Source organism: Streptomyces sp. NPDC050548 (assembly GCF_044457385.1).
Taxonomy (GTDB): domain Bacteria; phylum Actinomycetota; class Actinomycetes; order Streptomycetales; family Streptomycetaceae; genus Streptomyces.
The window spans coordinates 32,363-45,747 of sequence record NZ_JBITGV010000018.1; the positions used below are offsets into that span (position 1 = coordinate 32,363).

The following is a 13,385-nucleotide window of genomic DNA, read 5'->3' on the forward strand; positions in this document are numbered from 1 at the left end:
GGGCTGTCAGGCGTCGCGCAGGGGCAGGTGGGCGCGGTCCTTCACCTTGGACACGGCGAGGAGCGTGCCCAGGGCCGTGATCACGGCGTAGAAGGCCGGCATGTTGACGTTGCCCGTCTGCGCGATGAGGTAGGTCATCAGCAGGGGGGCCGTGCCGCCGAAGAGGGCGGAGGAGACGTTGTAGCCGAGGCCGTAGGCGGAGTAGCGCACCCGGGTCGGGAAGAGTTCGACCAGGAGGATGTGGATGACGCCTGTGTGGCCGGCGAACACGACCGCCATGACGCAGGCGCCGATGACGGCGAGGGCCACGTTGCCGGTGCCGATCAGCAGGTAGCAGGGGATGCCGACGATCGCCATGGCGATGGCCGCTCCGGCGAGGACCTTCTTGCGGCCGACGCGGTCGGAGAGGCGGCCCATGTAGGGGATGGCGATACAGATCGCGACCAGGCTGGAGGCGGTGACGAGGAGGCCCTGCACCTTGCTGAAGTTCAGCTCGCTGCTCATGAAGGTGGGCATGTAGCTGAACAGGACGTAGTAACCGGAGCCGTTCATCAGCGGGATGAACAGGGCCAGCAGCATCGCGCGGCGGTGCTCGGCGGACGCGAAGGCCTCCTTGAGCGGGTTCTTGGAGAGGCCGTCCTCTTCCTTCAGTCGCGTGAAGTTGGGCGTGTCGCTGATGCGCTTGCGGATGTAGATGCCGGCGATGCCGAGCGGCACGGCGAGCAGGAACGGGATGCGCCAGCCCCAGGACTCCATGCGCGCGGAGCCGAGTCCGCTGGTCATCGCGGCGGCGATGAGCGTGCCGGTGAGCAGGGCGAGGAACGAGGCGATCTGCGCGTAGCTGGTGTAGAGGCCGCGCTTGCCCTCCGGGGCGTGCTCGGCGAGGAAGCTCATCGCGCCGGAGGCCTCGCCGCCGACGGAGAAGCCCTGCGCGACGCGGAGCAGGATCAGCAGGGCGGGGGCGGCTACGCCGATGCTCGCGTAGGTGGGCAGCACACCGATGGCCGCGGTCGCGGCGCTGATCAGGAGGATGACGAAGACCAGCATCCGCTGGCGTCCGATGCGGTCGCCGAGGTGACCGCAGATGACGGCGCCGAGGGGGCGGAAGAAGAAGGAGACGGCGTAGCCGAGGAAGACGAACTGGACGGCGGTCGCGTTGTCCGTGTTGGGGAAGAAGACGGCGGCGAGCGATCCGGCCATGAAGCCGAAGATGCCGTTGTCGTAGAGCTCGGCGAAGATTCCTACGCAGCCGGCGAGGGTGACTTTGCGGGCGGTTCTGGGGTCGACCGTGTTGGGGACGGGTTGAGCGGCCACGGTACTCATGGCGTCTCCTGTCTGGGCGTTTGGCAGCAGGCGGGGGATGAAGGGCGTTGCTACGGCTCAGAGCGGGGTGCTTCCAGCGGGTGGGCGGGGAGCGGGTGTTGGTGTTGGTGTTGATGCGAGTGAGCGGGGTGCGGGTGAGGTCTGTGGGCGTTGGTTTCGGTTTGGTGTGGCGTGCGGGTCGGTGGGGGCTGGGCGCGCAGTTCCCCGCGCCCCTTTGAAGCCGGCCTGAGTTGAAGAGGTGCGGGTGGTCAAACCCCCGCGCCCCTTTAGTGCCGACGCGTGTTGAAGAGGTGCGCAGGTGCGCGGATGCGTAGGGCCTCGAAAGCTGTGCGGACCCTGGATCTCAGGGCGTCTATCGCCTGGCGTTGGGCGCGGTGGGCCGTGATCGCCTGGTCGAGGGAGCGGTGGCGGAAGTGGATGGTCTGGCCGGGGCGGACCTGGCCGAGGGCGGACAGGCCGGTGGCGGTGACCACGGCGAGGACGGGGTAGCCGGCCGTGACACCGCGACCGCGGTGGAGGACGAGGAGTTCGTCACCGGCGGGAACTTCTACGGCCCCGATGGGGACGCCTCGGGAGAGGACCTCGCCCTGGGTGACGCGGCGGGGCACCTCGCCCTGGAGGCGCAGGCCGATGTGGTTGCTTCGCGGGGTGACCGTGAAGGGGGCGTCGAACAGGCGCCGGCCCGTGTCGCCGAACTCGGCCCGGTCGGGGCCGTCGGTGACGTCGATGGTCCAGCTGGTGGGGAAGGGCGGGACCGGCGCGTTCAGGCGGAAGAGCGGGATGCGGGAGAACGGGTGGTCGATGGGCGGGCAGGCCGTGCGCAGGGCGAGTTCGTCGCCGGTGCGGAGCGGCGGGCCGAAGCCCAGGATCGTGTCGGGGGCGCAGCTGCCCTGGAGGTGCTCCGCCTCGAATGAGCCCAGTACGGCGAGGTAGACGCGCAGCCCCCGGTTGATGCCGGTGACGCGGATGGTTTCGCCGGCCCGTACCGGGACCGGTTCCCACTGCGGTCGTACGACACCTTCGACGGTGACGTCGGCGGGTGCGCCCGTCACCGCGATGAGGATGTCGCCGGACGGGACGCACGCGAAGTCGAGAGCCGTGATCTCCAGCAGCGGGGCGCGGTCGTCGTTGCCGCACAGGACGTTGGCGACGCGTGCCGAATGCTGGTCGGCGGCTCCGTTGGCGGGCAGGCCGTAGCGGGAGCGGCCGACGCGGCCGAGGTCCTGCACGGTGACGAGGCCGGCGGTGCGGATGGTGAGGGTGTCAGCCATGACAGTCCGCCAGGCTCAACTCGGCGTATTCGTCCCACTGTTGGGGCTCGATGGGCCGGAAGCGGAAGGTGTCGCCGGGGCGGTACGCGGTGATCGGGTCGCTGTGCAGGTCGAGGACGCGTACCGGGGTGCGGCCCAGGAGGGGCCAGCCGCCGGGTGACGGCATCGGGCAGATGACCGCCTGTCGTCCGGCGACCGCGACCGAGCCGGCGTCGACGCGGGTGCGGGGCGAGGCGAGGCGCGGTACCGGTTTCGGGAAGGGCGGGCCGTCCGTCATGGGGGCGCCGGCGGGTGCGCCGAGGCAGCGGACGGTGAGGTCGGTTCCGGAGTGCAGGGCGATGATCTCGCCCTCGGACAGGGCGAGTTGGGCGGCCACCTCGGGCAGATCGGGGCCGTACTCGCCGCCGTAGACGACGGGGACCACGAAGCGGCGTGGGGGTGTGGTGGGCGCGGGGTGCGGGCCCAGGCGGGCCGCCTCGTGGGCCAGGACTCGGCGGACGGTGGTGTGGTCGGTGGTGGCGCAGTCGAACTCGACGAGCAGGGCGTCGTAGGTGGGCACCACGTCGTGGACGCCGGTGAGTCGGACGGCGTTCAAGGCGTCGGCGAGGGCATGGACGAGCCGCCAGGCGGGTTCGGTGTCGAGGCCCACGGTCTTGGCGACGAGGGCGGAGTCGCCGCAGTCGGCGATGGTGAAGTGGCCACTCATCAGGCGTCCTTGGCGGTCAGGACTTTGTCGAGGGAGGTGATCTCGACGCCCGCGGTGAGGAGTTGCTCGCGGATGCGGCCGGCCAGGGCGATCGCGCCGGGGCTGTCGCCGTGCAACAGGACGGTGTCGCAGGCGACTTGGACGTCCGTGCCGTCGGCGCTGCGGATGACGCCCTCGGTGACCATGCGCAGGGTGCGGCGGGCGACCTCGTCCGGGTCGTGGATCACCGCGCCGGGTTCGGAGCGCGGGACGAGGGTGCCGTCGGCGCGGTAGGCGCGGTCGGCGATGCCCACGATGCCGACCCGCAGGCCGCGGGCGCGGGCCGCGTCGGCCAGCTCGCCGTCCTGCGCGAGCACGATCAGCGACTCGTCGAGGGCGGCCACGGCGTCCACGACCGCGCGGGCGTAGTCGGCGCGTACGGCGACCAGGTTGCCGAGGCGGCCGTGCGGGGCGATGTGGTGGACCCGGGTGCCGTGGGCGACGGCGAAGGCCTGGAGGGCGCCGATCTGGTAGAGCACGTCGGTGCGGACCTCGTCCGGGGTGAGGTCCATCGCGCGGCGGCCGAAGCCGACCAGGTCGGGGAAGCTGGGGTGGGCGCCCACGGCGACCTGCTTCTCCACGCAGGTCCGCACGGTCGCGTCCATGATGCGGGGATCGCCGGCGTGGAATCCGCAGGCCACATTGGCGGAGGTGAGCATCTCCAGAAGGGCCGCGTCGTCGCCCATTGTGTAGGCACCGAATCCCTCGCCGAGATCGGCGACGAGATCAACCATGGGGGTCATGACGTCCTCCGGGAGAGAATGCGGGAACGGGGAACTCCGAGAAAGGGAATTCTGCGGGAGAGTAATTCCGGTATGGGGATGCCCTGGATGTTCCGCACAACTTATTCCGCCCGTCGCGTGATCGCCAATATCCGTTCGGTCTGGCGTTATCGCGAACCGCTATGACTCCCCTCACACCCGCCGCTCACCGGGGCTGTGCTTCGGGATGATCCCTCCCTACGATGAGGCTTCGCTCCACCCGGAAGGCCCCGCGCATGGACACCAGACGTCTCTACTCGTTCATCAAGATCATCGACGCGGGGAGCATCACGCGCGCGGCCGACATCCTGCACATCGCCCAGCCGGCGCTGAGCCAGCAACTGTCCGCCCTGGAGGCGCAGTTCGGGCAGCAGCTGCTGATCCGCAGCAAGCGCGGGGTCGCTCCCACCGAGGCGGGCCGGGCGCTGTACCGGCACGCCCAGCTCATCCTGCGGCAGGTGGACCTCGCGCAGGCGGCCGTCGACGTCTCCGGCCGGGCCCCCGCCGGCAGCGTGTCGGTGGGCCTCGCGCCGTACAGCCTGGGCGCGGCCCTCGCTCTGCCGCTGCTCAAGAGCGTGCGCGAGCGCTACCCGGACATCCTGCTGCACATCAACGAGAACTTCGGCGGGGTGATCAGCGAGGCGATCATGACAGGCCGGATGGACATGGCGTTCATCTACGGCGCCGGACCGCTGCGGGGTGTGCAGTTCGAGCCCGTCCGTACCGAGGACCTCTTCCTGATCGAGGCGCCCGGTGACACGGCACCGCAGGGGCGGGGCGAGGTGCGGCTCGCGGAACTGGCGAGTCTGCCGCTGCTGCTGCCCAGCCGGATCCACACGATCCGGCAGGTGGTGGACGCGGCCTTCCAGCAGGCGTCGCTGCGGCTGAACGTGGTGGGCGAGGTGGAGTCGGCGCTGACCCTCGTCAACGCGGTGGACGCGGGCCTCGGCGCGACGGTCCTGCCGTGGTCGGCCGCGCGCGCCATTCTCGATGTCCGCGCCCTGTCCGTACGGCGGATCGTGGAACCCGTCACCACGGTGAAACTGTCCGTGGTCACCTCGGACAATCAGCCGCTCTCGGAACCCGCGCTGGCCGTGCACGATCTGTTCCTGGAGCTGATCGACAGCGACAAGAATAAGGACGACCAATAGCGTCACACGAATCCGTTATTTGTTTCCGGTGACCGCCGGGGCTAGCTTTCTTCGAAACCTCTTGGCAACCCCTTCGAAATCGTTCGCCCGGTCGGTAATACGCGGCTCGTCACTGGAGAAGCACATGAAGAAGCGTGTCCTCGCCACCCGTGAAAACCTGCCCGGCCGAGGTCCGGGCCGCCTCTCCGAGAGCGCGGAACTGGTGGCCTGGCCCGGTGCCGGCAAGCCCGGACCCGCCGACCTCGCCGACCTCGCCCCCGGGGTGAGCGGCGTACTGGCCCTCGGCAACGACCCGGTGGACGCCGCCCTGATGGACGCGGCGGGCCCCTCCCTGCGCGTCGTCGCCCTCGCCAGCATGGGCTTCGACAACGTCGACCGGGCCGCCGCCGCCGAACGCGGCATCGTCGTCACCCACACGCCCCGCGTCCTCGCGGAGACCACCGCCGACCTCACCTTCGCGCTGATCCTCGCCGCCCGCCGCAGGCTCGGCGCGGCCGGGGCGAGCCTCGCGGAGGGCTCCTGGGGACTGTTCCGGATGCACGACTACCTCGGCCTGGACGTCCACGGCGCCACCCTCGGCCTGATCGGCTACGGCCAGATCGGCCGCGCGGTGGCCCGTCGCGCCCACGGTTTCGGGATGCGGGTGATCCACCACGACCCGTACGCCCCCGACGACGACCTCTCGACCTCGGTCGGCCTGGCCGCGCTGCTGGCCGACGCCGACGTCGTGTCGCTGCACGTGCCGCTCACCGAGGAGACCCGCCATCTGATCTCGGCCCGCGAACTGGCCGCGATGAAGCCCACGGCCACGCTGGTCAGCACCTCGCGCGGCGGGGTCGTGGACGAGGAGGCACTGCTCGACGCGGTCCGTGCGGGCCGCCTGCACTCCGCCGGGCTCGACGTCTTCGAACGCGAGCCGATGGGGCGGGAGTTGTCCCCGCTGGTCGCCGAGCCGAATGTGATCACGCTCCCCCACATCGGCTCGGCCACCGAGGCGACCCGGGCCGCGATGGTGGACCTGGCGGTGGACAACATCCTCGACGTGCTGGGCGGAGGGGCCGCCCGTACGCCCCTTCCGGGCAGTACGGCGGTGGCGGGCGCGCCGGTCGGCAAGTGACCGCCTCCGCTCACCCCGCCTGTGTGTTGGTGAGGCCCGCCCACTGCAACAGGAACCGCAGCGCCTCCTGCGAGGGTGAGTCCGGTGGCGCGGTGTAGGCGACGAGCAGTTGCTCGGGGTGGGTGTCGACGGTGAACTGCTGGACGTCGAGGGTGAGTTCACCGGCGACCGGATGGACGTACGTCTTGGTGAGCTGCCGCGGTCCACGCACCTGGTGGCCGGCCCACCAGGTACGGAAGTCCGGGTCGCGGGCGCCGAGTTCGGCGATGAGGGCGGTCAGCGCGGGGTCGTGCGGGGTGCGGCCCGCTTCCATGCGCAGGACGGCGACGCACTCGCGGGCGGCCCGGGGCCAGTCGGCGTACAGGGCCCGGAAGTCGGCGTCGAGGAAGGTGAGCCGGATCAGGTTGCGCTCGGCCGGGGGCAGCGCGCCGAAGTCGGTGAGGAGTGCGCCGGCCGCGCGGTTCCAGGCGAGCACGTCCATGCCCCGGTGCAGCACCATCGCCGGGACGTCGTGCATCGTGTCCAGCAACTGCCGTAGCCGGGGCGCCACTTCGGGCCGTCCCACCGGCCGGGCGACCGCGCCGGGGGCGACCTCGGCCAGGGCGAAGAGGTAGGCGCGCTCGTCCGGGGCGAGGTGCAGGGCGTCGGCGAGCGCGTCCAGGACGGCGCGGGAGCCCCGGCGGGTGCGGCCCTGTTCCAGCCGGACCACGTAGTCGACGCTCACATGCGCGAGGTGGGCCAGTTCCTCCCTGCGCAGCCCGGGTACGCGACGCAGCCGGCCGTCGTCGGGGAAGCCCGCCTCGTGCGGGTCGCGTTCCGCGCGGCGGGCGCGCAGGAAGTCGCCCAGTTCGTTGCCGGAGAAGGGCGCGTCGGGGTCTGCCATGCCTCCAGTGTCGTCGGGGCCGCGCGTGCGTGCCTGGTACAGAACCGCATAGGCAGAGCCGTCCCTGGTGGCGCCGGGGCGGGCGGGCCGACGGTGGGGGCACGGCCGTACACCGGCTCCCCCTCTCCGACTGGAGTGCATCCCATGCGTAGCGACGTCACCTTCCTCAGCGCGGGCCTGAAGCTCGCCGGTCACCTCTACACCCCGGACGAAGAGACGCCAGGGGTGCCGCGTCCCGCGATCGTGGTCGGGCATCCCGGCACCGGGGTGAAGGAGCAGGCCTCCGGCCTGTATGCCCGCCTGCTGGCCGAGCGGGGGTTCGTCACGCTCGCCTTCGACGCCGCGTATCAGGGCGAGAGCGAGGGTGAGCCGCGCGGTCTGGAGGATCCGGGGCAGCGGGTCGAGGACCTCAAGGCCGCTGTCTCCTTCCTCGGCACCCTCGACGAGGTGGACCCCAGCCGCATCGGGGCGCTGGGCATCTGCGCCTCCGGCGGGTACGCCCTGGCGGCTACCGCGACCGACCCGCGCATCCGGGCCGTGGGCACGGTCAGCGCCGTAGACATGTCACGGCAGTTCCGGCTCGGCGCCGACGGCGTCCAGGACCCGGCCGTCGTGGAAGGCATGCTGGCCGCCGCCTCCGCGGCCCGCACCGCGGAGGCCCGCGGTGCGGACGTCCAGCGTTTCCCGGTCTTCCCCAGCACCGAGGAGGAGGCGCGCGCGGGCGGCCCGCACGTCTACGAAGGCTGGGAGTACTACTGCACTCCGCGCGCCCAGCACCCCCGCTCGGCGAAGGCCCTGACCTGGACCAGCGTGGATCGCGTCGTCGCCTTCGACACGTTCGCGTCCGTCGCCCTGATCGCCCCGCGTCCGGTGCTGATGATCGCCGGGCGTGCGGCCGTGACGTCCTGGATGAGCGTGGAGGCGTTTCAAAAGGCCTCCGGGGCAAAGGAGTTGGCGTGGATCGACGGCGCCTCGCACGTCGATCTCTACGACCGGGACGAATACGTCACGCCCGCCGTCGAGAAGCTGAGCGGCTTCTTCGGCGCCCAGCTGGGGGTGTGATCCAGCAGACAGTCGAAACTGCACAAGTAACTTGGCAAAGTTGCTTGTGCAGTTCTATGGTGGGGTCATGAACACGACCCCCGAGCAGCCGCCGACCGTCGCCACCGCGCAGCGGCTCAGCGACGCGATCATCCGGGTACGGGCACGGCTGCGGACCGAGTCGGGGCAGCACGCGACCGGTCTCACGCCCACGCAGCTCGCCGTGCTGGGGAGCGTCGTACGGGAAGGGCCCGTCACGGCGGCGCGGCTGGCCGCGCTGGAGCGGGTCAGTGCGCAGTCCATCGCGCAGAGTCTGGCCGTGCTGAAGGCCGCCGGGCTGGTGCACAGCGAGCCCGACGCGCGGGACGGCCGCAAGAAACTGATGAGCGCCGACCCGTCCGCCGCCGAGCTGATCGACAAGCTGCTGCGGGGCCGCGCCACCTTCCTGGCCAGGGCCATCGACCAGTTGGTGGCCCCGGAGGAGCGGAAGGACGTCGACAAGGCCATCGAGCTGCTGGAGCGTCTCGCCGGCGCCGAGCTGGACGACGGCCGGATATGAGGACCGACGCCGCCAAAGCCGTCGCCGCGGCACGCGACCTCGCGCGCAAGCCGTTCTCCTGGACCTTCACGACCCCGCTCTACGTGGGCGCGAGCCTCAACCCGGTCAACAGCTCCATCATCGCGACCGCGCTGGTGCCGATCGCCACCGAGCTGCATGTCTCGGTCGGCAGCACCGCCGTGCTGGTCTCCTCGCTGTATCTGGCCAGCGCCATAGCGCAGCCCACCGCGGGCAAGCTGGCGGAGGTGCTCGGGGCGCGCCGGGTCTTCCTGGCCGGGATCGTGCTGGTGCTGCTCGGCGGTGTGGTCGGCGGTCTCGGCCAGAATCTGGCGATGCTGACCGTCGCCCGCGTGCTGGTCGGCGTCGGCACCTCGGCGGCGTTCCCCTGCGCGATGGTGCTGATCCGGCGCCGCGCCCAGGACGCCGGTCTCGACGGGCCGCCGGGCGGGGTGCTCGGCGGGATCGCGATCGCGGGCATGGCCACCGCCGCCGTCGGACCGCCGATCGGCGGGCTGCTGGTCGGCGCGGCCGGCTGGCGCTGGGCGTTCCTGATCAACATCCCGGTCACCGCGATCGCGATGGTGATGGCGGTGCGCTGGCTGCCCAAGGACCCGGTGCTCGACCGCGCGGACCGGCGGTTCCGCAGGGTCGCCGACCGGATCGACCTGCTCGGCATCCTCGGCTTCGCCGTGACGATGAGCGCGCTGGTCATCTTCCTGATGGACCTCCCCCGGCTCGACTGGATCGCCCTCGCCGTCTTCGCGCCGGCCGCCGTCCCCACCGTGTGGTGGGAGCTGCGCAGGACCGCGCCGTTCTTCGACTTCCGCGGCCTCGCCGCCAACGGCGCCCTCACCCGCACCTATCTGCGCCAGGGGCTCACCCTGCTCGGCACCTACTCGGTGTTGTACGGCCTGACGCAGTGGATGGAGGCCGCGCACGGGTACTCCGCGGTGACGGCGGGGCTCGTGCTGCTGCCGATGGGCGCCGTCTCCGCGCTGCTCTCGCGCCCGCTGGCCAGCCGCAACCTGGTGCGCGGCCCGTTGATCGCCTCGGCGGTGACCATGCTGATCGGCTCGGCCGGGATCATGCTGCTCACCTCGGACAGCCCGATGATCGCGCTCGTGCTGGTCTCTCTGGTCTTCGGTATCACCTCGGCCGCCACGACCGTGGGCAACCAGACCGCCCTCTATCTCGCCGCGCCGCCCGACCAGATCGGCACCGCCTCCGGGCTGTTCCGCACCTTCGGCTACCTCGGCACCATCACGTCCGCCGTGATCGGCGGGATCGTCTTCCGCGACGGCGCGAGCGACCACGGCCTGCACATCCTCGGCCTCGTCCTGGTCGGGGCGGGCGTCGTCGTCCTCCTGCTGACCGTCCTGGACCGCCGCCTGATGGGCCGCGACACGACCAACTCCCCCGCACATACGGAAAACCCCACCAAGGAGAACCTCTCGTGAGCACCACCCCCCTCCCCACGATCGACCCCGCGCGCACCGCCCTGCTGGTCATGGACTTCCAGAACGGGATCGTCCCCGCCGTACCCGACTCCGACGCCCTCGTCGAGCGGGTGAAGGACTCCGTCGCCGACGTCCGCGCGGCCGGCGGCACCATCGGCTACGTCCGCGTCGCCTTCACCGAGGACGACTGGGCGGCCGTCCCCGAGCACAACCCGACCTTCAGCGGCGTCGCCGGGGCGAAGATGCTGCACCACGAGGACGCCTCGACCCAGATCGACGAGCGCCTCACCCCCCAGGACGGCGACGTCGTCGTCCGCAAGATCCGCTACGGCTCCGGCTCGACGACCGACCTCCACCAGCAGTTGGACGAGCGGGGCATCGACACCCTGGTGCTCGCCGGGATCAGCACCAGCGGTGTCGTCCTGTCCACGGTCATGGACGCCGCCGACCGCGACTACCGCGTCCTCGTCCTGTCCGACGGCGTCGCCGACCCCGACGCCGAGACCCACCGGGTGCTGGTCGAGAAGGTGTTCCCGTCCCGGTCCCAGGTCATCGACACGGCGGCGCTACGAGGGCTGCTGGGCGCCGCCTGACAAGGTCCCCGGGAAGACCACCCGGAGCTTCCGCACCCGCCCGTCCTGCCGGAACATCAGCCAGGCGAGGCTGGGCGGGCAGGGGTTGGAGATGCCGGCGGGGTTGACGGCCTCCATCTCCCAGATGGCGATGTCGCGGCTGGCCACGACATGGCGCAGATGCTGGGTCACGCCCTTGGTGCGGGTCTCCCGCATGGCCGGGAAGGGATGGACGCGTCCGCCCTCCTTGTTGAGGACGCCGACCAGTTCGGTCTCGGCCGGCCACAACTCCAGGATCTCGCCGGGCAGTTGACCGCGCATGGCGCCGTCCAGCGTGACCTCGGCCTCCTGCCGGCTGTCCTCGGTGATCGCGGCGGCGTCCTCGTGGCCCTGCGTCCGGGTGGACAGCAGCACCTTGGCCATCTTCGCCCGGGCCTGGTTGAGCCGGCTGCGCACGGTGCCGACCGGCACCTCGCAGGCCTCGGCGATCTCCTGGTACGAGGTGATCCCGCTGAAGTGCCGCAGCATCAGCACCAGCCGCTGCTGCTGCGGCAGTTCCTCCACCGCGTCCCAGATCCAGTCCCGCATCGCGTGCTGCTCGATCAGCCGCTCGGGGTGCTCGTCGTCACGCGACCGCAGCTGCTCCAGCCCGTCGAGCCCGGGCAACTCCCGGTTGGCCCGCAGCCGCATCCGCGCGGAGTTCCGCACGATCGCCCGCAGCCACGCCCCCACGGCCGCGGGCTCCCGTACGTCACCGATGCGCCGCAGCGCGGTCAACGCGGCGTCCTGTACGGCGTCCTCGGCGTCGGGGCCGTAGCCGAGCAGGCTCAACGCGACCGCGCGCATGGGCGCCTGATGGCGTGTCAGGAGAAGTCCCAGGGCGCCGGTGTCGCGCGCCTGGGCCCTGCGGGTGAGTTCCTCGTCCGTGGGGTGGTTGAGGGGCACCATGAGTCCGAAGCCTCCATGACGACGCATCGCGAACGGTGTGCTGCCAGGGCCTCGTGCATCGGGTCGAGGGGCCCTTGCCGAGGAAGATACGCCGGAGCGGCTCCTCGGCAAGGGCGTTCTCAGTCCTCGGACCGGCCGCCGCGCTCGGGCAGCCAGCTGCCGTGGAAGCCGGACGGGACGGGGTACGGCAGTTCCACGACCGCCTGCACCGAGAGGTCGGCGGCGTCGAGGACGAGGAGTTCGCCCGCCGCTCCGTCGTCGTCCGAGAGGAGCGACAGGAGCCAGCCCTCGTCCTCGGCGGTGCCGTCGGCCGCCGGTACGAAGACCGCCTCGCCGGAGTAGCGGCTGCCGGGCGTCTTGTGGACGTCGTCGGTCTGACGCGCGAGGTCGTGCTTGGCGATGCCGTCGCCGTTGACCGTGTAGAGGTAGCGGTTCGGGCGCCCGGTGAGGGTCTCGTTGTGGGTGGGGAACTCGGCCTCGCGGTCGTCGAGTGGGGACTCGACGACCCGGCCGGCCACCGGGTCGAGGATCCACCGGTACAGCACGGAGGGCGCCTGGGTGTGCCCGGGTTCCCGCACCCCGACCTGCCCGTTCGGGACGCCGGGGACGCCCTGGCCGGTGGGTCCGCCGATGTCGCCCCAGACCTTCCGGAACCCGGCGTCGTCGTAGCGCACCGCGTCCAGCACCACCCGGCCCTGCGCGTCCTCGTAGGCGTTGCCCACGTGGAAGACGTAGCAGGGGTCGACGTCGAACCAGCGCACGTCGGTGACGCCGGGCTCGCGCGACATGATGCCGATCCGGGCGCCGTACGCCTCGGCCCACTGGTACGGCATGCCGCCGCGCCCGGCGAGTCCGGCGTCGAAGACCACGGGCAGGTCCATCCACACGATGTGGTGCTCGGTGATGGCGAAGTCGTGCATCATCGTCGGGCCCGGCACGTCGATCGGCCTGCTGTCGAGCAGCTCGCCCTCCGGGGTGACCCGGTGGTAGGTGAGGTACGGCGGCGCGAACCCGGTCCCGAACAGGTGGAGTTCACCGGTGACCGGGTCCTCCTTGGGGTGCGCGGTCATCGCGGTGGTGAGCTTCCCGCCGAAGTCGTACGGCCCGATGGTGTCCAGCTCCGGTGTGACCCAGTAGGGCAGGCCGACCTCGCACAGCGCGAGCACGGTGTCGGCGTGCCGGATCACATGGGTGTTGGCCGGTGTCGCGGCCAGGTCGATGCTGAAGTCCTCGCGGACGAAGGGGTGGCCCTCCAACTCCCTTGTGCGGACCCACTTGTTGCGGTACCACTCGGCGCGGCCCTCGCGCAGCCGGATGCCGTGCAGCATGCCGGGGCCGGTGAACCAGTGGCCCTTGTCCTCGCCGGGCAGCGGGTTGGGGCCGTTGCGCAGATAGCGGCCGTCCAGCTCGGGCGGCAGGGTGCCGCGCACGGTGAGCCGCGCGGCGGTGTGCTCCTCGGGGACCGGGGCGAAGCGGCCCCGGAGGTACAGCGGAACGGTTGTCTCGTCGGTCATCGGTGCTTTCCTTGTCGAGCAGTGCACCCGAACCACCATGGTC

The 13,385-nt window shown here is 71.3% G+C and carries 13 protein-coding genes; 6 read left to right on the forward strand and 7 right to left on the reverse strand.

The genetic code is table 11. From position 1 onward, the window contains the following. Positions 1-6: 6 nt before the first annotated feature. The 4 genes from ACIBJH_RS37695 to ACIBJH_RS37710 form a co-directional block, all read right to left on the reverse strand. Positions 7-1,323: an MFS transporter gene (locus ACIBJH_RS37695; protein ID WP_399121446.1), complete on the reverse strand. Its 1,317-nt coding sequence runs from the start codon at positions 1,321-1,323 to the stop codon at positions 7-9. 266 nt (positions 1,324-1,589) lie between these two features. Beyond that, positions 1,590-2,594: a biotin-dependent carboxyltransferase family protein gene (locus ACIBJH_RS37700; protein WP_399121447.1), complete on the reverse strand. Its 1,005-nt coding sequence runs from the start codon at positions 2,592-2,594 to the stop codon at positions 1,590-1,592. Beyond that, complete coding sequence (locus tag ACIBJH_RS37705; protein WP_399121448.1) at positions 2,587-3,300, reverse strand: allophanate hydrolase subunit 1; 714 nt, start codon at positions 3,298-3,300, stop codon at positions 2,587-2,589. The genes ACIBJH_RS37700 and ACIBJH_RS37705 overlap by 8 nt, the downstream gene beginning before the upstream one ends. After that, on the reverse strand, positions 3,300-4,082 hold the full coding sequence (locus ACIBJH_RS37710; protein WP_399121449.1) for a LamB/YcsF family protein: 783 nt from the start codon (positions 4,080-4,082) through the stop codon (positions 3,300-3,302). The genes ACIBJH_RS37705 and ACIBJH_RS37710 overlap by 1 nt, the downstream gene beginning before the upstream one ends. A 254-nt stretch (positions 4,083-4,336) precedes the next feature. On the opposite strand from ACIBJH_RS37710, the gene nac reads away from it, so the two are divergent. Both nac and ACIBJH_RS37720 read left to right on the forward strand, forming a co-directional pair. Continuing rightward, positions 4,337-5,251 (forward strand): nitrogen assimilation transcriptional regulator NAC, encoded by a 915-nt coding sequence (nac, locus tag ACIBJH_RS37715; protein WP_399121450.1) that lies wholly within the window; start codon positions 4,337-4,339, stop codon positions 5,249-5,251. Positions 5,252-5,375: 124 nt separating this feature from the next. After that, positions 5,376-6,368 carry a 2-hydroxyacid dehydrogenase gene (locus ACIBJH_RS37720; RefSeq protein WP_399121451.1) on the forward strand — a complete coding sequence of 331 codons (993 nt, stop codon included), beginning with the start codon at positions 5,376-5,378 and terminating at the stop codon, positions 6,366-6,368. 10 nt (positions 6,369-6,378) lie between these two features. Here the strand turns inward: ACIBJH_RS37720 and ACIBJH_RS37725 are convergent, their stop codons facing one another. Next, the gene (locus ACIBJH_RS37725) at positions 6,379-7,251 is read right to left on the reverse strand and encodes a helix-turn-helix transcriptional regulator (RefSeq protein ID WP_399121452.1); all 873 of its coding nucleotides are present in this window, start codon (positions 7,249-7,251) and stop codon (positions 6,379-6,381) included. A gap of 144 nt (positions 7,252-7,395) precedes the next feature. On the opposite strand from ACIBJH_RS37725, the gene ACIBJH_RS37730 reads away from it, so the two are divergent. The 4 genes from ACIBJH_RS37730 (at position 7,396) to ACIBJH_RS37745 (ending at position 10,901) form a co-directional block, all read left to right on the forward strand. Then, positions 7,396-8,313 (forward strand): alpha/beta hydrolase, encoded by a 918-nt coding sequence (locus ACIBJH_RS37730; protein ID WP_399121453.1) that lies wholly within the window; start codon positions 7,396-7,398, stop codon positions 8,311-8,313. Between the two features lie 67 nt (positions 8,314-8,380). Next, on the forward strand, positions 8,381-8,851 hold the full coding sequence (locus ACIBJH_RS37735; RefSeq protein ID WP_399121454.1) for a MarR family winged helix-turn-helix transcriptional regulator: 471 nt from the start codon (positions 8,381-8,383) through the stop codon (positions 8,849-8,851). Further along, positions 8,848-10,308, forward strand: a complete 1,461-nt coding sequence (locus ACIBJH_RS37740) for an MFS transporter (protein WP_399121455.1) — start codon at positions 8,848-8,850, stop codon at positions 10,306-10,308. The genes ACIBJH_RS37735 and ACIBJH_RS37740 overlap by 4 nt, the downstream gene beginning before the upstream one ends. Beyond that, positions 10,305-10,901: a cysteine hydrolase family protein gene (locus ACIBJH_RS37745; RefSeq protein WP_399121456.1), complete on the forward strand. Its 597-nt coding sequence runs from the start codon at positions 10,305-10,307 to the stop codon at positions 10,899-10,901. The genes ACIBJH_RS37740 and ACIBJH_RS37745 overlap by 4 nt, the downstream gene beginning before the upstream one ends. On the opposite strand, the gene ACIBJH_RS37750 is transcribed toward ACIBJH_RS37745, so the two are convergent. Both ACIBJH_RS37750 and ACIBJH_RS37755 read right to left on the reverse strand, forming a co-directional pair. Then, positions 10,875-11,828 (reverse strand): RNA polymerase sigma factor, encoded by a 954-nt coding sequence (locus tag ACIBJH_RS37750; RefSeq protein WP_399121457.1) that lies wholly within the window; start codon positions 11,826-11,828, stop codon positions 10,875-10,877. The genes ACIBJH_RS37745 and ACIBJH_RS37750 overlap by 27 nt on opposite strands. Before the next feature lie 119 nt (positions 11,829-11,947). Further along, a complete protein-coding gene (locus ACIBJH_RS37755) occupies positions 11,948-13,342 on the reverse strand; it encodes a carotenoid oxygenase family protein (protein WP_399121458.1) in 1,395 nt (464 codons plus the stop codon). Between the last annotated feature and the right edge of the window lie 43 nt (positions 13,343-13,385).

Coding starts and splice junctions, on each gene's coding strand:
- ACIBJH_RS37730 (WP_399121453.1), top strand. CDS start 7,396: ATGCGTAGCGACGTCACCTTCCTCAGCGCGGGCCTGAAGCTCGCCGGT.
- ACIBJH_RS37750 (WP_399121457.1), bottom strand. CDS start 11,828: ATGGTGCCCCTCAACCACCCCACGGACGAGGAACTCACCCGCAGGGCC.
- ACIBJH_RS37740 (WP_399121455.1), top strand. CDS start 8,848: ATGAGGACCGACGCCGCCAAAGCCGTCGCCGCGGCACGCGACCTCGCG.
- ACIBJH_RS37700 (WP_399121447.1), bottom strand. CDS start 2,594: ATGGCTGACACCCTCACCATCCGCACCGCCGGCCTCGTCACCGTGCAG.
- ACIBJH_RS37725 (WP_399121452.1), bottom strand. CDS start 7,251: ATGGCAGACCCCGACGCGCCCTTCTCCGGCAACGAACTGGGCGACTTC.
- ACIBJH_RS37695 (WP_399121446.1), bottom strand. CDS start 1,323: ATGAGTACCGTGGCCGCTCAACCCGTCCCCAACACGGTCGACCCCAGA.
- ACIBJH_RS37710 (WP_399121449.1), bottom strand. CDS start 4,082: ATGACCCCCATGGTTGATCTCGTCGCCGATCTCGGCGAGGGATTCGGT.
- ACIBJH_RS37755 (WP_399121458.1), bottom strand. CDS start 13,342: ATGACCGACGAGACAACCGTTCCGCTGTACCTCCGGGGCCGCTTCGCC.
- ACIBJH_RS37735 (WP_399121454.1), top strand. CDS start 8,381: ATGAACACGACCCCCGAGCAGCCGCCGACCGTCGCCACCGCGCAGCGG.
- nac (WP_399121450.1), top strand. CDS start 4,337: ATGGACACCAGACGTCTCTACTCGTTCATCAAGATCATCGACGCGGGG.
- ACIBJH_RS37720 (WP_399121451.1), top strand. CDS start 5,376: ATGAAGAAGCGTGTCCTCGCCACCCGTGAAAACCTGCCCGGCCGAGGT.
- ACIBJH_RS37705 (WP_399121448.1), bottom strand. CDS start 3,300: ATGAGTGGCCACTTCACCATCGCCGACTGCGGCGACTCCGCCCTCGTC.